The sequence below is a fragment of the Streptomyces sp. TRM68367 genome, from assembly GCF_014495685.1.
Lineage (GTDB): Bacteria > Actinomycetota > Actinomycetes > Streptomycetales > Streptomycetaceae > Streptomyces.
This window is the reverse complement of the sequence record NZ_JACTVI010000072.1, coordinates 18,655-42,921: the sequence shown is the minus strand read 5'-3', so window position 1 is coordinate 42,921 and position 24,267 is coordinate 18,655. Positions and strand designations below refer to the sequence as shown.

Below are 24,267 nucleotides of genomic sequence, written 5' to 3'. Positions count from 1 at the left end.
CCGCGAGCCGCGAGCCGCGAGCCGCGAGCCGCGAGCCGCGAGCCGCGAGCCGCGAGCCGCGAGCCGCGAGCCGCGAGCCGCGAGCCGCTGACGCCGGGAACGCGCGCTGCATGGGGTGCACGTGCGGTTCCTTCGGGTGGTTGCCGTGTTCCGTAGTGGCGACCGGCCGCTTCGTGTTCCGGTGGGCCCCGACGCCCACCGCTGGAGTACGTTCCAGGGCGAGCGGACTCTGGTCGTCGCCGCCCGTACGGTCACTTCGACCGTTCGCGCACTCGAAATCCTGCCCGCCCTCCTGCGGGACGACGACCGGGTCACCGTCGTCTTTGCCCACGACCCCACCTCTGCCTTCGGCGACGGTGTCCTGGACGTCCTACGCGAGGCCGGGTGCCGGGTCATGCCCTGGGAGCAGCTGGCGCACATCGAGCCCGATCTGATCCTCTCCGCCAGTGAGAACATCGATGTGCCGGAGGGCGACTGCCCGGTGCTAGTGCTGCCTCACGGCATAGGGTTCCAGAAGCTCGTGCCGGATTCGCGCAGTGCAGGCGTGCGGCTGTCCGGGGTCGTGTCGGACGCGCTGCTGGAGTCGGGACGTGCCTGGCTCGCCGTCTCCCATCCGGCTCAGGAGGAGCAGCTGCTCGCCACTCATCCGAAGACCTCCGGCCGCACCCTGCTGGTCGGTGACCCCTGCTTCGACGAGCTGATCGCCGCCCGGTCCTGGCAGAGGGAATACCGAGAAGCCCTCGGGGTCGCGGAGCACCAGAGGCTGGTCGTCGTCAGCTCCACCTGGGGCCCCACCTCACTTCTGGGCCGTCACCCGGATCTGCCTGCCCGGCTCCTGGCCCAATTGCCATGGGACGAGTACCGCATCGCCGCGATCGTCCATCCCAACGTCTGGTCGGCGCACGGTGCGTGGCAGCTTCGTACTGTGCTGGCCTCCGCCCTGGACGCGGGCCTCCTCCTGATGCCGTCCGTCCACGCCTGGCGAGCAGCCCTCGTCGCGGCCCAGGTCGTCATCGGCGACCACGGATCAGTCTCGCTGTACGGGGCGTCGGTCGGCACGCCTCTCCTGCTGGCCGCGTTCGGCACCGACGCGGTGCCGGGGACGGCGGTGCACGACCTGGAGGCCCTCGCACCCCGGCTCGATCTCCGGGGGGATCTGCTCCGGCAGGTCGAGGAGGTCGTACGGCACCACACACCCCAGCAGTACGCTCCGGTCACCGCGCGCGCCTTCGCCGACGCCGGGCACGCGCTCGCCCGCCTCCGCACCGCCCTTTACCGCCTGCTGGCGCTCCCGGAGCCGCCCTCGACTCCACCCGCCCCGTTGGCACTGCCGGTGCCGGACCGGCCGGTCGCGCCGGTCACCTCGTGGCAGGTGGTCACCCAGGTCGCCGACGTCGACGGACAGGTGACCGTCAGCGTGCGCCGCTTTCCCGCCGTGGCTCTCGCGCCGCGCGAGAGGGCGACCGCCTCGTCCAAGACCTACGCCCACCTCGCGTGCACGGACGACGAGCGGGACACCCGGCTGGCCGAGAGCGCCTCGGTACTCGTCCACCCCCATCCGGCATCCAATGCCACGACAGCGCTTGGCCGTGTCCGCGACGCCCTCGCCCGGCTCCCCGGCAGCCTCCTCGCGGCCTCCGGCGTCCGGGGCGGGGGCGTTCTGGTGGGGCTGCGGGACGGGCGGGTGGTGGAGGCGACCGTCACAGGAGACGCCGTCGACGCCGGTCTGCCCGCAGCGGTCGTGTACGGCTGTCTCAGAGCCGGACACCCACTGGACGACGCCTCCGTGACGTTGCAGGTCGGCCGCACTCGAGTGGAGGACGTCCTCCTGCGACTGCGCCCGGGACTGCGCTGAGGACGCCTCCTCACCCCATGCCGTCGAGCCGCCGCCGCAGTTCATCCGCCAGAGGGCTGCCCTCATGCTCGTAGATCGCGTGGGCACGCGTGAGACAGTCACGTACCAGGTCCGACCGGTCGCCGGCCGCTTCCGCGATGTCGGCCCTGTCCACCAGCGCCTGCGCCTCGTAGTGCAGCCCGTTGACCGCATGCAGGTCGTCCGCCGCCTTGCCCAGCACGCGCAGCGCCTCCTCCACCTCCCCCAGTTGGCCGTGGACGACGCCGATGGCGGCCATGGTCCTGGCCGCCATCCGCAGATCGGGTTTGCCGAGAGCGAGCAAGTCGCGGCGCGCCTCGCGCAGGGTCGTCAGGGCTACGGCGTGATCCTCCAGGGCATCCTGAGCGCAGCCGAGAAAGTAGGACGCGATGGCCGCGCCGCGCGCCTCCCCGGAACGCGTGTTGAGGTCCAAGGAACGCCTGTACGCATCCACGGCACTGCGCGGGTCGACGCGGTCCAGGTACCGTCCGAAGAACTCCTGGACCGACGCCTGAAGTCTGAGGTCACCGGTCGTGTCGGCACGAGCGACGGCTGTCTCCAGGTGCTGCAGCGCCAGATCGTTCTCGTCGAGGTCCAGCAGCGGACGGGACCGCAGGCTGAGCAGCCGCGCCTCGACCGCCGTGGCCTCGGCTACCGCACCGGCCGTTTCCGCCGATGCCGCCGCGGCGACGGCCGCATCGATGCCCAGTTGGAGGGACTCCTTCCACGCGGCCAGATAGCGGCGGTGCAGAAACAGAACGGTGAACGCCTCGGACAACTGGTACGTCCGGACGTGCAACCCGTGCCCGGCCGCCGCGCGCAGGACGGCCAGGATGGCAGGGTGTTCGGCGTCCAGCCAGGGAAGGGGGGCCGGACCGCCGACGGCGGAGAAGGGATCATCAGCGCCACTCAGCAAGGACGACAGATCGGCACAGCGCAGCCGATCCTCGCGGATCGCCCGGTCGGCGAGCGCGACGAGGGCGACATAGTGCGTGACCACCCGCTCGACGACGGCCTTCTCCTCACCCGCCGGCTCCTCCTGAGCCGCACACGCACGTGCGTGCAGACGGATCAGGTCGTGCATGCGATAACGGTCGTCCCCTGTCTTCTCCACCAGGCCCGCCCCGACCAGCGTACGCAGCAGCCGCTTGACGGTCCGGATGTCGAAGGACCCGGCTACCGCCGCCACCCCTGCGTCGAACAGGCCGTACGGTGCCCAGCCGAGCCGACGGTAGAGCCGGGCGGCATCCGGCGGCAGGAGCCGGTAGGAGGGTCCAAGGGCAGTCGACACGGAATACTCCTCACCCGGCACCAACGCCGGCAGGGACAGCTCCGCGAGCCGTCCTGCCTCGTCCTCCAGTTCCACGGCCAACGACGCCATGTCCAGCCCTTCGCCACCGAGCAGGCGCGCGACCACGATCTGCAGGGCCACCGGCAGACCACCACACAGCTGCACGAGCCGCTCAGCCGCCGCCCGCTCCCGCTCCACGGCCTGCGCGCCGCAGCGGTCCGCGAGCAGCTCCAGCCCACCGGCCATGTCCAGCGGCTTGACCGGGATCGGACGGGCCCCGTCCGCGACCAGTTCACCCAGATCGAGAGGGCTGATGACGAGCACCCCGGAGCCCGGCCCCTTGGGAAGGAACGGCCGAACCTGCGCGGCCTGCGTCACTCCATCGAGGACGACCAGCACCCGCCGCCCCGCGGACCGCGAGCGCAACAGAGCGCTCCGCTCCGCGACCGAGTCAGGAATGCACACGTCGGCGACGCCCAGCCCCCTCAGACAACTGGCCAGGCCCTCGGACACATCCGTGCCGGGCGAGATACCGATGACCGACCGGCCGCGCAATCCCCCGAGGTCCACGTACAGCTGTCCGCCCGGGAAGAGTGCCTTCGCCCCGGCCGCCCACTTACAGGCCAACGCCCTCTTGCCGACCCCTGAAACCCCCCACAACATCGCGACATCGGGTTCCTCCCCCTCACAGTGCCCCGCCGTCGACATGAACACCGAGTTCAGACGGGCGAGTTCGGCCACACGGTTACTGTAGCGGACAGGTGGTGCGGGAACCTGGTCCGGCTTGACCGTCGCGCCGGTCGGATACGCCGACGGGACAGTGAAGTTGACACCTCCATGGACATGCCCCACCTGGAACGACGGACCGTTGTTCACGCCGCCCGTTGTGATGTTGTACGTCGTCCCGGGTTCCAGGTCGGCGAGCAGCAGCCGCAGCTCCTCCGCCATGCCCGGATCCCTCATCAGGGCATCGAGCAGGCGCCCACGCGCCGCAGTCTCCGCTGCCGCCACACCGGCGTCGTTCCCGGCGGCCCGCGCCGCCAACAACCGCTCCCGGTCCGCCTCGAGCTCGTCCACGGCGTCCTCACCGGCGCCCCTTCGGTTGAAGAACCGTGCCAGCCGCTCCTTCGCCTGCACCCAGACATCCGAAACGAACAGCCCGACCACAGTCGTCGCAACGGACGCCGCGAGCGCGGTCAACTCGCCTTCCACCAAGCCCCCTTCCGTCTTCCCGCCATCTGCTTGGGCGGGCATGCCAACCGTAGATCGCTCCGCCGGGCATGGACAGCCGGACCCGCGATCCACCCTGCCCGAAGCCGCCACCAGCACCCCTGATGAGTACGGACACCGCCGGGGCCGACGGCAACAGCCGCGTGCCTGTTCACTGAGATACTCCCGCCGACGCACCCGCTTCCAGGTGATCTCGCGCGCACTGCGCGTTGAAGGAAGCTGCCCCGGGTGGGCATGTCGAAGAGATCAGCGACGACTGGACGAGGTCGGGCGGCAGCGGCGCCGGGTTCACCGGGGCGCCCGCGTTGAGCGGGCTGCTCGGCGCTCGCCGCGCCATACGCCACGGCGCTCCCCGTAGACGGCAGCGTGTCGCCTGACATCACTGCAACGACCGAACGCTTGGCCGGTGCGGCAGCCGAGGTCGAGCGGCTCTGAGATGTGGGGAGTCAGCTCGGTGAGGGCTCGGGTATGAGTTGTTCCCGGCCGATCCTGCTGCCATACCGGGTGATGATGACCTCGTCTCCGCTGATGGTGTAGCGGTAGGGGTCGTTCCGCGCGACGTAGCCGTCGTTCGTCTCCTCGGCCTTCATGGCGAGGCCTGTACTGGGGCGACCGATGAACTCTCCGTAGTAGTACAGCTGGCCGTCCTCCGTGCGGCACAGGGTGATCTGCTTGTTGCTCGTACGGTAGGCCTCGATCAGCGCCGCCTCACGGCCCGGCAGCTTCTTCGCGATGCGGGCGGGGCACGGCGACCCTGACGGGGTGCCCGTGGGCGTCGGGATGCCGTCGAGGGCGGAGTCGAGCGCGGACACGCAGCTGGTGACGAGCCTGGGCCCGAGGAACAGGACGACGGCCGCGATCAGACAGCCCCTGAGCCAGCCGCGCCCCTGTCGCCTGGCGGTAGGAGTGCGTGCCGGTGTCGTCCGGGGGCGGGGTACGGCGTACGGCGAAGGAGGGGTGGCTGTCTCCTTGGGTGTCGGCTCCGGGGCCGTCGGCGGAGGGAAGAACAGCGATGGCGGCTCAGCGGCCGTTTCCTTCCGTGCGGAGGAGGACGGGCCGGTCTTCGTGCGCGATGGCGTGCTCTCCGGGCGGGCAGTGCCGGAGCCCGGTCTCTTCCCGCCGACCGGGCGGGAAGACGAAGACGTAGTGGTGGAACGTGAGGGCCCGGCGTCGGTCGCGGACGCGGAGCGCTTCGGCCCCGTGGCGCCCCCTGCACTGGACGAACCGGACGACGAGCCCCCTGGCCGCCTCTCTCCACCCGCCTTGGACGAGCCGGATCGCGACTGCGACGGCGGCGGACCACTCGTCCGGCCCGCCCCGCGGCGTGTCGATGCTTTCCAGGACGCGTCGCAGACCACGCAGGTGAGGCTGTCCTGGGCGTTGTGAGTGCCGCACTTGTCGCAGTCCCATCCCCTGGTGGGTGCGGTGGTCTGCCGGGGTGCATTGCGACGGACGGGTTTGGCCTCGTCGCAGATCAGGCAGGTCCGCCTGGATCGCGAGTTGTGCGTTCCACAGGCCTCGCACTGCCATGTGGGATTCGCCGCCATGTTCTTCTCAGTCCTGCCCTGTCCGCGTCCGTTTCGGTTCTGGTCCGTGCGACTCAGCTGTGTCGGCTCCCGGCCGGCTGTCGCAGGACGGTGTCGTAGAGAGCCTGCGTCTCTTCAGCGGGGCGGGAGATGAGCCAGTCGGGGTCTGATCCGGGGATGAGCCGCAGCCGAGGGGGCGGTGGGGACGGCGGGGCGGGGTCTGCGGATCGGCCCTCCAGCTCGGGACGTTGCGGCTGTTTCGGTTCCCTGGGTAGCCCGAGCTCCCGGCGGAGGATCTCGGTGAACTCGTGGGCCTGGAAGGAGCCGTCGCGGTCCGTGTGCAGGCGGACGATGACCAGTGACGTGCCGTCGGCGAGGGCGGCCCTCGACTGCGGCGGAGTGAACCGTACGACGATCTGGGCGCCGTCGGGCGTGTGATCGGCCCTGATGTTCTGGCACGAGGAGACGGGCATGCTGAGGACTGAGCCATCGTTCCAGCCGATCGTCAGCTTGTCGCCCTGCCGGCAGAGGATGGCGTCGGAGCACAGAATCCGCGCTTCGCGGTGGGCGGCGGATCCCTCGACGGCCGGTGCACACACCGTGAGCGGAGCTGCGCCGGCCTCGCCCTCGCGGTGCGCTGATTCTCCCGGAGTCGGCATGGTCAGAGACTGTTCGCGATCGTGTCGATGATCTCGTCCATCTCGAACTCCTCCAGACCGTGGCCGGCCTTTGAGGGGAAGTGGAGTGTCATGTCCCAGTCCTCCTGCATCTCGTTCCAGGGCTCCTCGTCCGGGGCGAAGAGCACCAGCCGCTTGGCGGACTGCTCCATGACGGCCTCCTGGCTACCGGAGTAACCCCACCGCTCGTACAGTTCGTCAGCGCTGCGGGGGACGATGGCGGGGTACCGCTGGAGAGCGGAGTGCGGTCCGCCGAGCGGGTGGGCGGGGGCGTCGGTGAACACGACGATCACGTGGCGGCGTCGGTCGAGTCCGGTCTCCCAAGGGGAGTTGACAGCCAGGGCGAGAGCTTCGAGACCGGACTCGGGCCGGTCACCGCCGCCACGGGCCTGGATACCGTCGAGGAAGGCGCGGAACTCCTCGGCCTGATCCGGCAGGGTGAGGAATCCGGTCTGCTCGATAGCGTCGTCCTCGTTGTCTCCGAAGTCGCGGAAGGCGATGGTACGGACGCGGAGCTGGCTGATCGCCTTCCCCTTGTCGTGCATGACGGCTTCAAGCCGCTGCTGGAAGGTGAGGGCGCTTTCCTTGACCGAGCCCAGTACGGGGTTCATGCTGCCGGTCGCATCGACGCACAGCACGATGTCGACGGCGTACTGGAGGTTTCCCTGGTAGGGGGAGACGGACGAGCTCATGGGGTTTTCCTCTCCTCATCGGTTGCCGGGGGCGGGTTGTCCTTGGTCTCCGTGCGGGGAACGGCGTGCCGCCGGGTCCCGAGATTGATCCGGACGCGGGACACCCGCGGTCCGCTACTGGTAGCGGCACTCGTCTCGCCGGTGCCGGCGCCCTCCGGTTTGGCCGCCGACCGGCCTGAGGCCGCGCTGCCGGTCGTACGAGGACGGGAGGACGTTCCCGCGATGTTGGTGCGCAGGCGGCTGGTGCGACCTGAGCCGTCGGAGCCTTCCGTGCCACTGGCGGCGGGACGTTCCGCGGGGGTGGTTCCGGCTTTGGTACCGGGTCGGCGGTGCTGGAGTGCGCACACGCTCGGGTCCTTCAGGGCAGAGACGACGTGAGAGGCGCGGGGCCGGTTGGAGGGCACGCGGGAGAGCATCTTGCGCAGCAGGTTCCGCATCGGTTCCGTCAGCCGGGGATCCAACCGCAGTTCGGAACGTGCGTTGACGGCATCGGCGGGTGAGCCGAAGCGATCGTCGTGGTGCGGCAGGGAGCCGGCGACATAGTAGTGAGTCATCAGCCCGAGAGCGAAGATGTCGACGGCGGTAGTCAATTGCCGTGGCTGCACGGACTCGTCGCCCTGCACATACCTGCGCCACTCGGGAGCACCGTAGAGCGAGTCGCCGGCAATGTCCTCGCGGCCCGGCGGGCTGCCCGAGAGGTAGGAGTCGTCGAAGTCGATCAGTTTGGCGATGTGGAAGGCGTTGCCGCCGAACCGCTGAACCAGGACGTTGGCCGGCTTGAGGTCGCCGTGTACGACATCGATGCCGTGCAGCAGGTTCACGCTCACCGCAAGGGTCTTGAGCAGGACGGCCTTGTGCCGGGGTTCGAGGAGCTGAGGCTTCTCCAGGGTTGAGGTGTCGATGCGAGCCGTCACCTTGTAGTACGTGGTGCCGTGTGCGAAGAAGTCCGTGGCCAGCACCAGATGACCGCCACCGTGCATGTCCGGCCTGAGGCGGTCCATGATCGAACGGTGCCGGTCTTCGAACTCCTGGCACAGCCGCAGGCGCGCCTGTCGGCTGCGCTCGCTACCGCCCCCGTCGGGACGCGGGCGCTTGGGCGCGAGGAACTGCTTGATGAAGTACTCCTCGCCGTCCTTCTCGGCGAACGCCCACATACATTTCCCGCCACCCGCGTTGGTCGGCTGCGTGATGACGCGGTAGCCGCCCACGACCTCGCCCTGCTTCACTTGCCGCCTCCCTCCGCCTGCGGTGCCTCACTCGCCGTTCCACTCGCTCCTGGTGCCACGCCGGGAAGGGGCGGCATCCACGCCTCGTACTCCGGCCGGTAACGGTCCCAGCTCACCGCGCGCCAGCGACGCATGGCGTCGTCGTCCCGCGGATCCGGCATGCCCGACGCCCAGTGGTCGAGCTGGGCGAAGCGCGGTGCCATGTGCTGCCGTACCTGCTCGAAGCCCTGGTATCCGAGGGCCACCAGGGCCAGTGACGCGTCATCGCCCGTGTATGAGGCGACCGTCGCGGCCAGCGAACGGGCCCAGGCGGCCGCGGAATCGGCGCGGACCAGGGTGGACAGCAGGACGTGCTCGAAGTCACCCGGAGTCTGCACGTATCCGAAGAACCCGTCGGTCGCGCACAGCAGCACGCATGGCCCGCCGGTGAACGCCCGGACGTGGCTTTGCACATGGAAGGCCCGGTCCGCGCACACCGCGTTGGTCATCTGAGGGTCCTGGACGAGTTGAGCGAGAGCGTCCGTCTCGTCGGTGTGGTCGCGGGTGACGGCCCGCAGTCCCGCATCGGCGGTGAGGACGTACGCCCGTGAGTCACCCGCCCACAGTGCCTCGCAGTCCAGGCCGTCGTCCCGCACCGCGTAACGCAGCGCGGCCAGGGTCGTCGGCAGCTGTCTGCGCATCGATCCCACGACCTTGCTGCGCCGGGCCGATGGTTCGAAGGAGCCGAACAGCCACCGCAGGTGCCCGGTGAGCGTGGAGGTGCGCGGATCAGCTGCTTCGTGGGGCGTGTACAGGCCTGCGAACCATGATTCGGTGCCCAGCCGTGCCAGCCTTGAGGCGACCCAGGCACTGGACCGCGCACGGCCGAGGGGATCGTGCCAGGCCGTGGAGGAGCCGGAGCCCCCCAGCCCGTCGAAGACGCTGAGCAGTCCTGTTGCCGTGGGCCGGTGGTGGATGAGGAGTGGCTCGGCGTCTTCGCCCTGGCCGGGGCGGCGCTCGGTCCATACGCTCAGTGCCATCAGCCCCGGCTCGTCGTGCGCGTATGTGCCGTGGGCCAGGGCCCGTTCGGCGGGAAGTGTCACTGTGCGCCACCTCGTGGGCCGGCGGATCCCAGGCCCCGGACTCGGCTGGCCTTCGGGGGCGTGCCACCCGCATCATCGGCCGGAGCGGGGTGGGACTTCTCCGGGGCTCGGAGGGACCGGGGGCGCGGGTCGTAGCGGTGGGAGGAGGGCGTGCCTGCGGACACGTCCGATCCGATGGGTTCGTCTTCCGGCGGTCCGTCGGCGATGGGCGTGTGCGGTGACGGTGTTTCAGGCGACATGGACGCCATGCCGTAGTCATAACTCTCGGACGCGCGCTTCTCCTCCGCCGTGGAGTCCTCCGAGCCGAGGTACTCGTACGCGTGTGAAGGAACCTCTCGCGGTTCCTCGGGGGTCGGTGCCGGTGGCAGCGCGGAACCCCGTACCCGGCTGCCGCGCATCCCGCCGAAGGGGGCGGCCGAGCCGCCCAGAACCCGTCCCAGGACGGCCCGTTCCGCTTCGGCGATCTCGAAGGGCTCGCGGTCTTTGTCGCCCCGCTTGAGAATCATCTCCAGTGTGGCGCGCAGTTCGGCACGTTCGGCCTCCTCAGCCTTCTCTATGTAGGTCCAGGCGGCGGTCGGGCCCTCCTTTTCCAGGATCTCGGCGATCAGCCCCTCCACGCCGTCGGCACGGAGCATGTCCAGATGACGTTGGCGGCGCATGCCCTCGAGCCGGGTTTCCCGTACGACGTCACGGAAGTGCCGCCCACTTGAGGCGACTTCGTCTGCGTCGACGAGCAGTTCCACCTGCATGCCGGAGAGCCGGATCGCGTCGTCGCCCGGGAACTCGCGTACGGCGTCGTTGAGCGCCTCCTCGGCCTCGTGGAACTCGGCGATGTCGAAGTGGCGCGAGACCTGCCGCAGCATCTTGCGCAGCGGATCCGACAGCGCGGCGGACATGTCCCGGATACCCCGCCGGACCACGGCCTCCGGCCCGATGACCCGGCAGGTGAGCGCCAGCGAGCTCTGGAACGCGAACGTGGCATCCCGGCTGAGCAGTGGCAAGGTCAGGATCAGACGGTGATCCCCGGTATCGACCGTGAACGCCGTCTGCCATGCGCCGAAGCGTGCCGACGGGATCGTGTCACCGGGCCACACGGTGACGGCGGCCCCCTCGTACGGAACCAGCACCAGGGCGCGGCCCGGTACGGGCGGACGCAGCGGGTTGAGCAACCGGAGGGGCGAGAGGTCCTGCACCTCCAGAACGGGGTCGTACGTGGTCTGTTGCACGGTGTCGGTGTCCTCGTGGGCGTGCGGGCGGTCAGGGGAGTTCGCGTACGGTGTGCAGCAGCCGTGCCGCGGCAGGCGACGGTCTGGCCGGGTCGGCGGCCCACCGGGCCAGCCAGTACTCCAGCCGCTGACGGTGCTTGCCGGGCCGAAGGGCGATCCCGCGCACGAGCAGCCGAAGCGACTCGAACGCGGAGCGGTCCCGGCTCGCGTACTGGTCGATCCAGACCCGCAAGGCCTCCAGCGCACGGTCTTGCACCGGTTTGCGGGCCAGGGCGCGGGCCCACAACTCCTCCAGCTCCGGCTGGAGTTCGCGCGCACGGGACAACAGGCGCGGCTGCCGGCCCGCCGACGGACCAGGGGTGTCGTCACCGGCGTACGGCTGGAGGGCGGTAAACAGGAACGCCGACAGAGTCTTCGACACCATGGGGGACACATCCTGCGGGGCGGACCAGGTCAGGAAGGCGTCGAGCACCTCCCGTTCCTGCCCGTTGTCGATCAGATGGACAGCGCTCCAGGCGACCGGCGCCAGGTTGCCCCAGTCGTCCCGCCAGTCGAGCGCCGCGGCCAGCATGGCCAGTGCTCGGCGGGGATCCTGCCGGCCGAGCAGGCCGCGCACGGCAGTGGCGGCCGTCTTGGCCAGCCGCCGGTCCATCGCCGTGCCGCCTGTGCTCACCCACTGCTCCAGCATCTCCCACACCCACGCGGTGAGCTCGGCACGCTGCGCGACAACGGCGAGCGCGGTCGCCGCACCCTGCCGGATCGGCACCGATTTGCTGCCCGCCCACGCGCGCAGGAATCGATGCAACGCGTGCTCCGGGTCGTTCCAGGCGAGGATGCCCGCCGCCACGGCTGCCTTGGCGCGCACTTCTGGATCCGGGTCACGCCACAAGCTCACCCGCAGCCAGTCGATCAGCGGGGCACGGTAGCCGTCCAGCCGGGTCCAGGCATACGAGAGGACAGCCTGCTTCAGGAGCGGGCTGCGGAACCGGACCTGTGACGCGGCATCCGTGCTCCCCTTCGGCGGAGCGACGGTGAGCCACGGCTGCTCGTGTACCAGCCGCTCCGCGAACCGGATCGTGCCCGCCCCGGGCGCGGTACCCGCCACCGCCGTGTGCAACTTCAACGCGGCGTCCGCAACGGTGAGATAGCCCGTTTCCTCGTGCACGGCAGCGGCCAGTGCGAAGCAGGTGTCGACGGGATCCTCGTGCCGCAGAAACCACTGGTGCACCTGCTCGCTCGGGTCCCGCACGCGCCCCACCTCGGCCGCCAGATCCCGCCCGGCGCGCAGCGCCATGGCGATCCGCACGGCCACTTCCGGTCGCGGCTGCTCGTGCAACGCGTCCACGGCCCCGGAATCGGCCAGGGCGCGTCGCAGCCGGGTCTCGGCCGGGGCCTCCGGAGCGGGCCCGAGGACATGGCTCTCCACGACGGCAACCAGGTCGACATCGCCCAGCTCCACACACACATACGACGACTCGTCGGCGGCCCGGGCCAGGGCGCCTTGTGGCATCCCGGTGACGACGACCATGAAGGAACGGACTTCCTTGAGCGCGGACCCCGTGGCGGTCAGCCAGTTGAGATCCAGGGTCCGGGCCGCTTCCCCGGCCGTGTCCTCCAGGAGCAGGAGGTAGCCCGCGTTCTTGTGCGGCGGGCTCCAGCCGTGCCCGGTCACCGCCGCCGGGTCGGTGATCCGGTGGCAGCCGCCGGGCGGTGCGTCCGTCGCGTGGAGTGCCAGGGCCTCGGCGAGCAGGTTGACGGCCGTGGCCTCACGCCCCGATCCGGGGGCGACGGCCAGTACGACGAGATACCGCTCCCCCAGCGACTCCAGGATCTCCAGGTAGCGGGACGGTGGTACGAAGTTCTCGACGTGCGCGTCCTGAACGTCCTCGGCAATCGGCACCAGGCCTCCGCCGGCACCCTCGGCCCCCTTGCCACCGCCTCGGCTCCGTGCGCCGCCGACCGCGAGACCACCGCTGAACGACACCGAGTCGTTGAAGACAGTCAGGTTGCGGATGCTCAGCCCTGACGTCTGCTCACGCAGACGCGCTGCGATCAGATCCGCGATCGAGGCCGCGCGTTCCGCCTCGGCTCGTTCCTCTGCGTCCTGGCCGCCCGAGGCGAGCAGTAGCAGGGCATCGGACTCGTTGACCGGGCCATCTTCGTCGACCACGGCCTGCGCGTTGTCGGGCGCGGTTTCGCCGGCTTCAGGAGTGTCGGTCTCGGAGGGAGAGGTCGAATCCTCAGGACCACTGATGTCGGGCAAGGGAGTGGGGCCTTTCGGGAACCGCGGATGTCCGGGAGCGATTCAGCCGCACATGGCTGAAACGTGTCAGCGAGCAAATGGCGCGTACGCGTACACAACTACACGGGACATCAATTGATGTTCAGGTCGCCCTGGAACTCAACCTTCTCGTTGAACGTCGTCGCGTTCTTGATGACTGTTGCGTTCACCGTTCCACGGCTGCCCGCCCCACCCAACGCGTTCGCCTCCGTTACGAGGGCCTTGATGTCCGCCTCGAACTGCGGATCACGCAGCACGTAGGAGTGGATCAGCCGTCGCAGAGCCTCGACCGCGGCTTCGTCGTCCGGGGCCAGCTGCACCTGGTCGAGCACGGCCGTTGCTTCCGTATCATCGCCGAAGCGGGTCCGCACACGCTCCACAAGACGTGCAGCTCCCGCCCACGACGAGCGCCCCGCTTCGCTGCCCGCAGACTCCAGGGCCCCCTTGGCCACCAGAGCCGCGGCAGCCACGACAGTTGCAGTCACCGGATCCATGAACGTTTCATCCCCCGCCATCGCCAAACCGGCCTCTGATCCTACGTGAGGCCCCCCGACCGTGAGGGCACGGAACCGGAAAACTTGACTGGAAAACAACCGTTCATGAATGCGATGCCTGGTGCCGCCTTGCCAGGAGTACGAGGGGAGGAAGCCTCAGGCAACAACTCCTCCAGTAAGGTCGCAATCGCGAAGCCTTGGCCTGTTCCATACCCTGGTCCGGCAGATCCTCGGTCTGCCGGCCACCTCGACAACGCAAGTTCACCGCCTGATCCGGAGTCGGTCAGAGAGGTCACGAGGCATCGGCAGTGGGTGGCAGAGCGGTGTCCACCACAGCACGCTGGTGCGGCTGATCGTGTACGTGGAGCCGGAGCGGTTCCAGGGAAACGTCGGGGGCTCCGTCTGCGAGCCGGCGGCCGGTGGGCTCCCGTGCACGGTCGACGAGTTCGTCGGCGTGGGCGAAATCGGCAAGGGAAACCGCCAGCGCACACAGCGGCGGCACCACCAGTGGCCGGGCCGTACCGCGGTGGGCGATGAGGCCGGTGACCAGCAGCTGCCGCTGGATCAGCGCCAGGGCCTGCAGGGCTGGTGAAGCCGGCCCACGGGGCCGGTGTGGAGGTCCTCCCCGAGCCCGGCACCGTCCGGACCGGGTGGGACGGATCACTACGTATGCGGCGGGCTGCCCTGGCCTCGGTCCCGGAGCTCGAAGCCGTGTTGCGGCCGCTCGGCCGCCCCGGTGAGTACGTCGACCACCAGCCCGGGCCGTCGATCCCCCGCCGCCTGGCCACCGGACGGCCCGTGATCGCCAACCTGCCGGACGACGAGGAACTCGGCCGTGCCGTCCCCGACCCGCACCGGGTCACCCCGTTCCGGGCCGCGGGCATCCACTCGGCACTGGTCGTGTCGTTGACCGCCCGAGGGCACGGCGTGGGAACGGTCACCATGATCCGGGCCAGCGACTCCCCGGTCTTCAGCGAGGCAAAGATCGCATGTGATTGCCTCGGTGGAGCCCAGGGCTCCACCGAGCACTCGTCGAACCAACGCAACACCCCGAGCGCATCACGTCGTCGGTGACTCGGTCTTCTCGCCCACAACGGAGCCCGGCGAAAGCGGCACCAGCCACGCCCGCCCCTCAACCGCCACCGTGACACAAATGCGCAGGTCAACGCCCTGCGCACGACCAGCCATGTTTTGTGGCTCCTGCCGGGGGGCACGAACCTGCGGCCAAGCCCACTACGGCAAGTCATAAGTCGCCGCCACGGTGACCCGCCCCCCACAAAACCGCTGATCGCCCCCGTTCCCATCTGTTGGGTACCCCGCCGGGGGCACTTCAGAAAAGGCTCCTGACCTGCAGAAATACAAGTCGGAAGTTTTTGCGTACATGCCAAAACACACACGGTCTTTTGACCGTTGCTCTTTTCGAGCAGCGCATTGCTCCTTGCGTCGGGCCCTACCCCCTCCCCTTGACATATTTCTGCAGGTCAAAGCACGTTCACTCGGCGCCCATTGACCCTGATCGCCAGCAAAACAGGGGTCGCGCCGCGGACCGGGGACTACAGCCTCACCGCCTCACTAAAACTCCTTCTGACCTGCCTGAATGTGCCGATGCCACGCTGAAGCGCAAACGGTCTGGTGGGTCGTTGCCGATGCGGCCCGACTGTGAGCAGATCAAGTCGGGCCTGATGGCCGCATCACACTGCTGGGGTCGGGGAAGATCTGGTCGGTGATGGCGACCGAACCGTCCTGGGTGAAGACCTCGACCGAGGACCAGTCGACCAGCACCCGCAGGGTCACCTTGCCGTTGGCGCCGACCGATATCGGGGCCCGCTGCACCCCGGGGAAGTCGAGGCTGAAGCCGACATCGCCCGACTTGGTCCGGTCGACGAAGACCTCACCGGCTGACCAGTCGTAGCCGATCCGGATCTCCTGACCGTTGCCGGTGCGCACCTTCACACCGACGGTGCTGGCCGTGCCGGGGGGCGAACGTTGCCGTCGGCTCGTATGCCTCGCCCGTGGCCCGCAGCGGTGCGGAGCCGTTGGTCACCGGCAGGTTCTTGGCATTGAGCACGGTGTCCTCGCGCAGGCTCCGCAGCTCGGAGACGGGCTGCTGTACCAGGCGGACGCCTTCACCGGTGCTGCGCAGGCCCAGCTCGCGCGGCACGGTCATCGCGCTACGCCACGGATCGGTCGGGATGGAGCCGGAGTAGTCCCAGTTGTTCATCCAACCGATCATCACCCAGCGGCCCGCAGGAGCGTTGTTGAACGTGACACCCGCGTAGTTGTCCTTGCCGTAGTCGACCCAGTGCGCCCGCTGGAAGCCGGACGTCGCGGGCGTGCCCCACAGGCTGAACTGGTCGGCGAGCAGGTGGCCCCAGCCGCCGGTGTTGTTGTCTGCCAGCACGATCCGGGCTGTCTTGCCCTGAAGGCTGCGCACGTCCCAACTGGTCCAATCGAGCGCCTCGACGTCCGAGCCGGTGGCGGTCTGCGTGGCGCCGGGCACGTAGGGGTACTTCCCGCCGCCTACCTTGAAGTTCAGGACCCGGCATCGAGGGTGAACTCGGGCGAGGTCAGCGTGCCGGTGCCCGCGTCACGGCCGTTGAAGCTGTTGGCCAGCCCAGCGCCGACCCACTCGGAGACACCGCTCTGATCGGGCAGGTTACCGGTGGCGGGTGCCGTACCGAAGGCGGTGCCGTCGGGCGTCCATCCGTCGTACGTGCCGTCGTCGAAGCTGCCGAGGTCACGGCCGGGCGGTGCGACGTACGGCTTGTCGTCGGAGACGAAGCGCTTGCCGTCGTAGGTTCCGGTGAAGTACTGGTTGACCGACCCGCCGGTGATGCCGCCGGGGTTGAGGTTGACCAGCAGCACCCACTTGGTCTTCTTCTTGTTGCCGTCCACCGGGAGCGGGACCAGGTCCGGGCACTCCCAGACTCCGGTGGTGGCGCCGGCCGGACCGAAGTCGCTGAGGTGTTCCCACGTCTCAGGTCGCTGGACCGGTAGGGGAAACGTTTCGAGGTGGGGTCGGGCCGGCCGGGCAGGGAAGGCAGGCCGGTCGGCCGGGAGTTACGCCTGGGCGGACAGCGGGGCGCCGGCGCTGTCGCGCACGATCAGGGACGGCTCCAGCAGGAGCCGCTCGGGCGGGGAGTCAGGGGCCGCGATCCGGGCCAGCAGCAGTCGTACGCACTCTCGGCCGGCCTCCTCCAGCGGCTGGGCGACGGAGGACAGGCCGGGCGAGAGGAGTCCGGCGGTCGGCGAGTCGTCGAAGCCGACCACAGCCACGTCACGGCCGGGAGCGGCGCCCTGTTCGCGCAGCATCTGATAGCAGCCCAGTGCCAGCATGTCGCTGGCGGCGATCACCGCGGTCGCGCCGCCGTCCAGCAACGGTTTCGCTGCCGCACGGGCCGCCTCGATGTCGTTCACGATGCTCTGCCCGCGCCGGCCGCGGGTCGGGAGTCCGTGCCGCCGCATGGCCCGCAGCCAGCCCTCGGCGCGGTCGTCACCCGCGCCGGAGGCGCCGCGCTCCCAGCCGAGGAAGGCGATCTTGCGATGTCCGAGGGCTACCAGGTGCTCGACCGCTCCATCAGCGCCACAGGCGCCGTCGACGTCGACCCAGTCACCGAGGGGCCGTCCCGACCGCATCCGGCCGAACCCGATGAACGGCACGCCCCGCTTGGCCAGCCATGCCTGGCGGGGGTCGCCGCGCTCGGTGCCGCTGAGCACGAAGCCGTCGACCTCGTGCTGCGCCAGCAGTTCCTCGTAGCCCTCCAGGCTCGGGCCGTCGGGCGGGGAGGCGAACAGCAGGATCCGGTACCCGGCCTCGTCGGCGGCATCCGACAGGGCATGCAGGAAGCGGTCCATCACCGCGCCCGCGGTGACGGGCGGAGCGGGCTGGATGCCGTAGCCGATGAGCTTGCTCGAACCGCTGCGCAGCGTCTGCGCCGCCCGGCTGGGCCGGTAGCCCATCTCGTCGATCGCGCGGCGGACCGTTCCAGGGTCTCGGGCCGCAGCATGTCCGGCGAGTTGATCGCGTTGGACACGGTCTGCTTCGAGACCCCGGCTCGGGCGGCGACCATGGCGAGGGTCACCGGTCCGCCCTTGGGTGAGGGGTTCTTGCTGGAGCGGGGCATGCGGCTCTCCGACTTGCAGAGGAGTTGTGTGCGAGTACGTGCCGCCCCAGGCCGCGGACACCGACTCCATCGGCCTGTCCTGGAGCTGTGACGGCTTCACCGCCCAGTTGGGCGAAGGCCATGACGGTGCGCGGCATTTACATATTTCGCTGAACTGTCGATCCGGGGAGCGCCGGGACAGCTTGGCGCCGATCGTGAGTAGGCCGCCCGGCACTCCGGGTGCGTCAGGCGGGCACGGCGGCCGAAACAATCTGGGTGCTGCCATCGGCGAGCGCGGCGAGGTACCTCTCGGGGAGGAACCTTCTGTTGCTCAGCCTGAGTTGCTGAAATCCTCGCTGCTCAGGCTGAGCAAACTCGGCCGTTCATGCGGCGGTAGGACCGCCGTCGAGCCGCCGCCGGCCTTGTTGGACCGGTCGTGGCATCGGCTGCCCGGGGTGATCCTCAGGCCCGCAGCTCCGCGGATTCCTCGACGGTCAGTCCCGCGGGGGCTGTTACCGATTCGACGCGGCCGCCGGAGTTGATGGTGACGTCGAGCTGTTCTCCCGCGATGGTGAGCCCTGTGACGGTGACTGCGCCGACGGGGAGTGGGCCTGTCGGTCGGAGGTGGAGGCGGCCGGCGGGGACGTCGGGATCCAGTCCGGTCATCGCGGTCATGAGGGCGATGGCTGCTGCCGCGGACCAGGCTTGTGGCTGGCAGGCGGCCGGGTAGGGGACGGGTGCGGGGGTGTCCGTGCGGGCGTCGCCGCCCCACAGTTCGGGCAGCCGGTAGTCGAAGGCCGGTGCCGCGTCGAGGATGCCCTCGATGAGGCGGGCGGCGGCGTCGGTGTGGCCGGTGCGGGCGAGGCCGGTGACGGCGATGGCGGTGTCGTGGGGCCAGACGGTGCCGCAGTGGTAGCGCAGCGGGCCGTAGCCGCCTGACTGGGATGACATGGTGCGCAGTCCGTAGGCGTCGGACATGTCGGGGGCGGCGAGCCGTGCGGCGACGGTGGCGGTCTCGTCGGCGTTGAGTATGCCGGTGGCCAGGAGGTGACCCATGTTGCTGGTGACGGAGTCGACGGGGCGCCCCGAGCCGTCGAGTGCCATGGCCGGGTAGGGGCCGTGCTGGTCGGAGACCCAGAACCGGCCGCGGAACCGGTCGGCGAGGGAGGACGCGAAGGTCCGCCAGCGTTCGCCGTCGGGCAGTCCGAAGGCGTCGAGGAGTGCCGCCCCGGCGAGGGCGGCCTCGTAGGCGTAGCCCTGTACTTCGGCGAGAGCGAGGGGGGCTTCGGCGAGGCGGCCGTCGGCGAACCGGGCGGCGTCGCCGGAGTCCTTCCAGCCCTGGTTGGCCAGACCGGTGCCGCTGTGATCGATGTAGGAGAGGAACCCGCCACCGGCCTGGGCTGCGGTCTCGATCCAGCCGAGCGCGGCCTGGAGCGCGGGCAGCAGCGGTGCAATGTCGTCGGCGGGCAGGCCCCAGCGCCATGCGTCGTGGAGCAGGCAGATCCACAGGGGTGTCGCGTCGACCGTGCCGTAGTAGACCGGCGGCAGACGGAGACCCATGCCGTCGTCGAAGACCCCGCGCCGCACCTCGTGGAGGATCTTGCCCGGCTCTTCCTCCGTCGCGGGATCGGTGCGGGTGCCCTGCTGGGCGGCCAGGGTGCGCAGGGTGCCCAGGGCGAGGTCGGTGCCCAGCGGCAGGAGCATCCGTGCGGCCCACAGGCTGTCCCGGCCGAAGAGCGTGAAGAACCAGGGGACGCCCGCGGCGAGGAAGGTGTCACCGGGCGATGTGGCCATGGCCATACGCAGCGACTGGAGGTCGTCCAGGCTCTGCGCGACGAGGGCGGGCAGGCGCCGGTCGTCGGCGGTGACGTCCGGGCGCTGCCAGGTGGGCCGGGGGTCGGCGGCCGTGACGACGGCGTCGGGTTCCGTGATCTCGACGGCCAGGTGCAGGTCGACGTTCTCGCCGGGCTCGACCGTGAGGGTCCAGGTCAGCGCGGAGTGCTCGGCGTCGGGCGTCGCGCCCGGGGCGCTGACGGTGACGGCGACCGTGTCGTCGCCCCAGCGCAACTCGCCGGTGCCGGAAGAGAGTTCGCCCGCTGGCTGAAGAGGAGACCGGGGCGCGAGGCCGGCTTTCGCGTGCTCCAGTGGCATGAGGTCTCCAGCGACTTCGACCCGGACGGCGAGATGCACCGGCGTCGTCGCGGTGGAGCGGACGGTCAGCTGTTCGGTGAGCAGGCCGGGGTTGAGGATGCGCCTCCGGTCGACTCGGACGGTCGGGTCGGGAATGGCGTCGCCGAGCGCCTGGGCCAGGCCGACGAAACGGCTGCGACCGGGTCCGTCCGCAGCGTTCATGACCGCAACGACCGGCAGCCAGCCCTCGCCGCCGACTGCCGGAGGCGCCTTCCCGGCGTGCTCGCCGGACGGGGCCCCGAGGGGGCGCAGGGTCACGCGCAGCAGGCTCACCGCGCGTGCGTCGGCGTGGAAGAGCCCCTGCACGCCGGCCCCGGGAGCGGCGGCGTCGAGGTTGCCGTCCGGCTCGGACAGTACGACGGTCGGGGCGGCGAGGGTGACCGCGAGGTCGTGCAGGAGCGGCTGCCGCTGGGGTGAAGTCATGGAAGCTCCGTCCGGTGCCCTCGTGTCTCGTGGGCGGTTGTGAGGGCGATTTGTAACCGCGCCGACTCTTGACAGTGCGGGCGGCGATCGCCACAGTAACCGATCAGAACGCTAAATTTAACGCTCAAATCCAAGCGCGATGGCGTGACGATGCGGCACCGCGACGGCGATACGATGCGGCGCAGTGAACTTGTGGAGGTGGCTTCGCGATGGCGCGAGTAACACTCGAGAGCGTGGCGCGGCATGCCTCCGTGTCGATGCAGACCGTGTCCAACGTCATCAACGCGCCGCACCGGGTGCGCCCGGAGACCCTGGCCCGCGTGCAGGCCGCCATCAAGGAACTCAACTACCGCCCGAACCAGGCTTCACGGACGCTGCGGACCCGGCGTTCACGTCTGATCGGCGCCCGCATCGAGCCGCTACGCGACGGCGTCAACGGCGCCGTCCTCGCCCACTTCCTCCAGTCACTGACCGCCCGAACCCAGGAAGCCGGCTACCGGATCGTGGTGTTCACGGCCCACGACGACGACCACGAATGCTCCCTGTACGAGCAACTTCTCGACGACCACGACCTCGACGCCTTCGTCCTGCACGCCACACACGCCGGCGACAGCCGGACGGAATGGCTCACCAAGCGCCGGGTACCGTTCGTGACCTTCGGCCGACCCTGGGGAGCTGAACCCGAGGCCCCCGAGCCGCACGGCTGGGTCGACGTCGACGGCGCGCAAGGGACCCTTGCCGCGACCCGGCACCTCATCGAGTCCGGCCACCAAAGGATCGCCTTCATCGGCTGGCCGGAAGGTTCAGAGGTCGGTGAGGACCGGCGCAGCGGCTGGTCCGCCCTTATGGCCGTGTCCGGGCTCGACACCCCGGACGGCTACGACATGGGCGTCCCCGACGGGCTCGACACCGGCCGTAAGGCCGCCGCGGCGATGCTCGACCTGCCCACCCCGCCGACCGCGATCGTCTGCGCGAGCGACTCCCTGGCCCTCGGGGCCTGGACCGAGATCACCGCGCGTGGACTGCGCCCCGGGGTCGATGTCGCGGTGGTCGGCTTCGACGACTCCCCGACCGCAGGGGTCGTCGGCCTGAGCAGCGTGGCGCAGCCGTACGACGAGGCCGCCGCCGCCTGCCTGGGGATGCTCCAGGAACTGCTGGCGACTCCCAAGCCGCCGGCCGTCCCGCCCACCCCTGTCCTGCTGCCGCCCCGGCTCGTCATCCGCGCAAGCGGCTGAGTCCCTCAGCGGCACCCGCACCCACCCCGCAGCGGCACCGTAGTCCGTTCAGCGAACACCCGCGATCCCGCTCGTAGCTGCAGTGCAGCGGACGGGATGCGGTCCCCTCTACCACCGGCGCGTCAGGCCGGCCTGCGCAAGGAGATTTATCATGCGAAATCCGCGTATACACTGGGCTGTTGGTGGCATCGCGCTGCTGTCGCTCAGCCTGTCGGCCTGTGGCGGCAGCGGGTTCGACAGCGGCACCGACAGCAAGCAGTCGGCCGGCCCTGCCTCGATCAAGGTCCTCATCGCCTCCAGCGGCGACGCCGAGACGAAAGCCGTCACGGACGCCGCCAACGCATGGGGGGCGAAGTCAGGCAACAAGGCGACCGTCACCCAGGCCCAGAACATGGAGCAGCAGCTGGGCCAGGGCTTCGCCTCGAACAACCCGCCGGACGTCTTCTACGTCGACGCCGCCCGCTTCGCGACGTACGCGAGCGCGGGCAGTCTCGAACCGTACGGCGACAGCTTCCCGGGTAAGGACGACTTCTACCCCGCGCTGCGTCAGGCGTTCACCTACAAGAGCAAGCTCTACTGCATCCCCAAGGACTTCTCCACGCTCGGCCTGCAGATCAACACCACGGCGTGGGCGAAGGCGGGCCTCACCGCCGCCGATTACCCCACCACCTGGCAGCAGCTGGCGACCGTGGCCAAGAAGCTGACGACGAGCAAGCAGGTCGGTCTGGCCCTCGGCGACACGCGCGACCGGATCGGTGCCTTCATGGTCGAGGCCGGCGGATGGGTGACGAACAAGGACGCCACCAAGGTCACCGCGGACTCACCGCAGAACCTCGAGGCCCTGAAGTTCGTCCAGTCACTGCTCGCCAACGGCTCGGCCAAGTACCCCAAGCAGCTCGACGCCGGCTGGCCGGGCGAAGCCTTCGGCAAGCAGAAGGCCGCCATGACGATCGAGGGCAACTGGATCGCCGGCGCCATGAAGAGCGACTACCCGAACGTCAAGTACAAGACGGTCCCGCTGCCGGCCGGCCCTACGGGCAAGAAGGGCACGCTCGCCTTCACCCAGTGCTGGGGCATCGCGGCCAAGAGCAAGCACAAGGCCGCCGCCATCGACTTCGTCAAGGCGATGACCGCGAAGGACGCCGAGCTGACCTTCGCCAAGGCCATCGGCGTGATGCCGTCGCGACAGTCCGCCCAGGCCGAGTACGTCGCCCAGTTCCCGCAGGACAAGGCGTTCATCGACGGCGCCGCGTACGCCCAGGCGCCGGTGAACGTCGCGAAGATCGACCAGGTGCTCGCCGACTTCGACACCGGCCTTCAGGGGCTGCCCAACGCCGACCCGAAGCAGATCCTCGCGCGGCTTCAGAAGAACGCGCAGGCGGTCGTAGGCCAGTAACCCGGATATCGCGGATAGTGCCGACACGAACGGAACGAGAGTGAACCTGCGATGAGTGAACCGAACCCCGGGCCCGCACAGGGCCCGGGTAGCGGCCCGGCACCGGCCCGCCCGGCAGGCACCGCCAAGGCCGACGCCCCGTCATCCGCGCTGCGCGGACGCCGCAAGGACACCGGCCCGGACGGCACCAAGGCCGGTGGAGGCCGCCCCGCCCGAGGCCCCCGCGGCGGTATCCGGGGCCGGGAAGGTCTCGCCGGCTGGCTGTTCGTCTCACCCGTCCTCGTCGTGCTCGGACTCTTTCTGGTCGTGCCGATCGTCATGGCGCTCTGGGTGAGCCTGTCCGACTGGAACGGCCAGGGCAGCCCCTTCTCGGCCGGCGTGCACTTCGTCGGCGGAGAGAACTACGGGCAGCTCGTCACCAAGCCCGGCCTGGCGCAGAGCGACTTCATGACGAGCCTGCGCAACAACGCCTACTACGTGCTCTTCGTCGTCCCGCTGCAGACCGCGCTCGCCCTGGGCCTGGCGCTCCTGGTCAACGGGCGACGGCTGAAGGGCAAAGGGTTCTTCCGCACCGCGTACTACTTCCCGTCGGTGACGAGCTCGGTAGCGATCTCGGTCGTCTTCCTGTTCATCTTCTCCTCCAGCGGAGTGGTCAACGCCCTGCTGGCGAAGGTCGGAGTCGACGGACCGGCCTGGTTCGCCGATCCGCGCGGCATTGTCCATCTCGCCCTCGGCGCCTTCGGCGTGAACAACGACGCGCCACCGGCCGCACTCGCCGACACAACCATCGGCGGACTGTCCCTGTGGGACTGGATATCCGGCCCCAGCGTCGCCATGACCGCGATCATCGTGCTGGTCGTGTGGACGACGGCGGGCACGTTCATGCTCATGTTCCTCGCCGCACTGCAGGACATCCCCCTGGAAGTCGAGGAGGCCGCCGAGATCGACGGGACCGGGCGCTGGCAGCGGTTCCGTCACGTCACGCTGCCGATGCTCAAGCCGACCCTCTTCCTCGTCCTGACTCTCGGACTCATCGGCTCCTGGCAGGTCTTCGACCAGATCTACATCATGAGCCAGGGCAGTCCGGGGAAGACGACACTGACTCCCGCGTACCTCTCGTACCAGTCCTCGTTCATCAACAACGAGTGGGGGCAGGGCAGTGCCATCGCCTTCATCCTCTTCGCGCTCATCGTCGCGATGACGCTGGTGCAGCGGTTCGTGCTGCGGGACAAGGACGAGGCCCGTGCCAGGGCCGCCACCCGGCGCGCGGCGAAAGCGGCCCGCTCTGGGTCCGGCCCGACCACGGAGACCGCCTGATGCCC

Annotated in this window: 21 protein-coding genes and 1 pseudogene; 7 read left to right on the top strand and 15 right to left on the bottom strand. The window is 69.8% G+C overall.

Features of this window, described 5'->3' with window-relative positions:
* Window positions 1–181: 181 nt before the first annotated feature.
* Window positions 182–1,855, top strand: a complete 1,674-nt coding sequence (locus H8R17_RS32810; RefSeq protein WP_187826855.1) for a hypothetical protein — start codon at window positions 182–184, stop codon at window positions 1,853–1,855.
* 10 nt (window positions 1,856–1,865) lie between these two features.
* On the opposite strand, the gene H8R17_RS32805 is transcribed toward H8R17_RS32810, so the two are convergent.
* Together H8R17_RS32805 and H8R17_RS45920 are read right to left on the bottom strand one after the other, a co-directional pair.
* Window positions 1,866–4,376: a hypothetical protein gene (locus H8R17_RS32805; protein WP_316959598.1), complete on the bottom strand. Its 2,511-nt coding sequence runs from the start codon at window positions 4,374–4,376 to the stop codon at window positions 1,866–1,868.
* Window positions 4,377–4,840: 464 nt separating this feature from the next.
* Window positions 4,841–5,206, bottom strand: a complete 366-nt coding sequence (locus tag H8R17_RS45920) for a hypothetical protein (RefSeq protein ID WP_223125756.1) — start codon at window positions 5,204–5,206, stop codon at window positions 4,841–4,843.
* 145 nt (window positions 5,207–5,351) lie between these two features.
* Between H8R17_RS45920 and H8R17_RS45915 the strand changes: the two genes are divergently transcribed.
* Window positions 5,352–5,780 carry a hypothetical protein gene (locus H8R17_RS45915; protein ID WP_223125755.1) on the top strand — a complete coding sequence of 143 codons (429 nt, stop codon included), beginning with the start codon at window positions 5,352–5,354 and terminating at the stop codon, window positions 5,778–5,780.
* 214 nt (window positions 5,781–5,994) lie between these two features.
* Here the strand turns inward: H8R17_RS45915 and H8R17_RS32795 are convergent, their stop codons facing one another.
* From H8R17_RS32795 to H8R17_RS32765, 7 genes are all read right to left on the bottom strand, one after another.
* Window positions 5,995–6,579 carry a hypothetical protein gene (locus H8R17_RS32795; protein WP_187826853.1) on the bottom strand — a complete coding sequence of 195 codons (585 nt, stop codon included), beginning with the start codon at window positions 6,577–6,579 and terminating at the stop codon, window positions 5,995–5,997.
* 2 nt (window positions 6,580–6,581) lie between these two features.
* Window positions 6,582–7,289 carry a vWA domain-containing protein gene (locus H8R17_RS32790; protein ID WP_187826852.1) on the bottom strand — a complete coding sequence of 236 codons (708 nt, stop codon included), beginning with the start codon at window positions 7,287–7,289 and terminating at the stop codon, window positions 6,582–6,584.
* On the bottom strand, window positions 7,286–8,515 hold the full coding sequence (locus H8R17_RS32785; protein WP_316959597.1) for a protein kinase domain-containing protein: 1,230 nt from the start codon (window positions 8,513–8,515) through the stop codon (window positions 7,286–7,288). The genes H8R17_RS32790 and H8R17_RS32785 overlap by 4 nt, the downstream gene beginning before the upstream one ends.
* Window positions 8,512–9,597 (bottom strand): serine/threonine protein phosphatase, encoded by a 1,086-nt coding sequence (locus tag H8R17_RS32780; protein WP_187826851.1) that lies wholly within the window; start codon window positions 9,595–9,597, stop codon window positions 8,512–8,514. Before H8R17_RS32780 ends, H8R17_RS32785 begins: the two co-directional genes overlap by 4 nt.
* Window positions 9,594–10,823 carry a hypothetical protein gene (locus H8R17_RS32775; RefSeq protein ID WP_187826850.1) on the bottom strand — a complete coding sequence of 410 codons (1,230 nt, stop codon included), beginning with the start codon at window positions 10,821–10,823 and terminating at the stop codon, window positions 9,594–9,596. Before H8R17_RS32775 ends, H8R17_RS32780 begins: the two co-directional genes overlap by 4 nt.
* Before the next feature lie 31 nt (window positions 10,824–10,854).
* Window positions 10,855–12,993, bottom strand: coding sequence for a hypothetical protein (locus H8R17_RS32770; RefSeq protein WP_187826849.1), 2,139 nt, complete (start codon window positions 12,991–12,993; stop codon window positions 10,855–10,857).
* Between the two features lie 203 nt (window positions 12,994–13,196).
* Window positions 13,197–13,619 (bottom strand): hypothetical protein, encoded by a 423-nt coding sequence (locus tag H8R17_RS32765; RefSeq protein WP_262505671.1) that lies wholly within the window; start codon window positions 13,617–13,619, stop codon window positions 13,197–13,199.
* Between the two features lie 322 nt (window positions 13,620–13,941).
* Here H8R17_RS32765 and H8R17_RS32760 point away from each other — a divergent pair, with 322 nt between their 5' ends.
* Both H8R17_RS32760 and H8R17_RS32755 read left to right on the top strand, forming a co-directional pair.
* Window positions 13,942–14,190: a hypothetical protein gene (locus H8R17_RS32760; RefSeq protein WP_187826848.1), complete on the top strand. Its 249-nt coding sequence runs from the start codon at window positions 13,942–13,944 to the stop codon at window positions 14,188–14,190.
* A 77-nt stretch (window positions 14,191–14,267) separates the two neighbouring features.
* Complete coding sequence (locus H8R17_RS32755; protein ID WP_187826847.1) at window positions 14,268–14,672, top strand: GAF domain-containing protein; 405 nt, start codon at window positions 14,268–14,270, stop codon at window positions 14,670–14,672.
* A gap of 594 nt (window positions 14,673–15,266) precedes the next feature.
* Here the strand turns inward: H8R17_RS32755 and H8R17_RS32750 are convergent.
* The 6 genes and pseudogenes from H8R17_RS32750 to H8R17_RS32730 all read right to left on the bottom strand — a co-directional run bounded on the left by H8R17_RS32750 (window position 15,267) and on the right by H8R17_RS32730 (window position 20,314).
* Window positions 15,267–15,545 carry a GH32 C-terminal domain-containing protein gene (locus H8R17_RS32750; RefSeq protein ID WP_316959596.1) on the bottom strand — a complete coding sequence of 93 codons (279 nt, stop codon included), beginning with the start codon at window positions 15,543–15,545 and terminating at the stop codon, window positions 15,267–15,269.
* Window positions 15,490–16,098 (bottom strand): hypothetical protein, encoded by a 609-nt coding sequence (locus tag H8R17_RS32745; RefSeq protein WP_187826845.1) that lies wholly within the window; start codon window positions 16,096–16,098, stop codon window positions 15,490–15,492. The genes H8R17_RS32750 and H8R17_RS32745 overlap by 56 nt, the downstream gene beginning before the upstream one ends.
* Window positions 16,099–16,130: 32 nt before the next feature.
* A pseudogene (locus H8R17_RS32740) lies at window positions 16,131–16,514 on the bottom strand (glycoside hydrolase family 32 protein); the annotation flags it as partial.
* 144 nt (window positions 16,515–16,658) lie between these two features.
* Complete coding sequence (locus tag H8R17_RS32735; RefSeq protein WP_262505670.1) at window positions 16,659–17,558, bottom strand: LacI family DNA-binding transcriptional regulator; 900 nt, start codon at window positions 17,556–17,558, stop codon at window positions 16,659–16,661.
* Window positions 17,453–17,722 carry a LacI family DNA-binding transcriptional regulator gene (locus tag H8R17_RS48900; protein ID WP_316959595.1) on the bottom strand — a complete coding sequence of 90 codons (270 nt, stop codon included), beginning with the start codon at window positions 17,720–17,722 and terminating at the stop codon, window positions 17,453–17,455. Before H8R17_RS48900 ends, H8R17_RS32735 begins: the two co-directional genes overlap by 106 nt.
* A gap of 441 nt (window positions 17,723–18,163) precedes the next feature.
* Window positions 18,164–20,314, bottom strand: a complete 2,151-nt coding sequence (locus tag H8R17_RS32730; protein ID WP_187826844.1) for a glycogen debranching N-terminal domain-containing protein — start codon at window positions 20,312–20,314, stop codon at window positions 18,164–18,166.
* Between the two features lie 209 nt (window positions 20,315–20,523).
* On the opposite strand from H8R17_RS32730, the gene H8R17_RS32725 reads away from it, so the two are divergent.
* The 3 genes from H8R17_RS32725 (at window position 20,524) to H8R17_RS32715 (ending at window position 24,262) form a co-directional block, all read left to right on the top strand.
* Window positions 20,524–21,549, top strand: coding sequence for a LacI family DNA-binding transcriptional regulator (locus H8R17_RS32725; RefSeq protein ID WP_187826843.1), 1,026 nt, complete (start codon window positions 20,524–20,526; stop codon window positions 21,547–21,549).
* Between the two features lie 151 nt (window positions 21,550–21,700).
* Window positions 21,701–22,945: an extracellular solute-binding protein gene (locus H8R17_RS32720; RefSeq protein ID WP_187826842.1), complete on the top strand. Its 1,245-nt coding sequence runs from the start codon at window positions 21,701–21,703 to the stop codon at window positions 22,943–22,945.
* A 51-nt stretch (window positions 22,946–22,996) separates the two neighbouring features.
* A complete protein-coding gene (locus H8R17_RS32715) occupies window positions 22,997–24,262 on the top strand; it encodes a carbohydrate ABC transporter permease (protein WP_187826841.1) in 1,266 nt (421 codons plus the stop codon).
* Window positions 24,263–24,267: the final 5 nt, after the last annotated feature.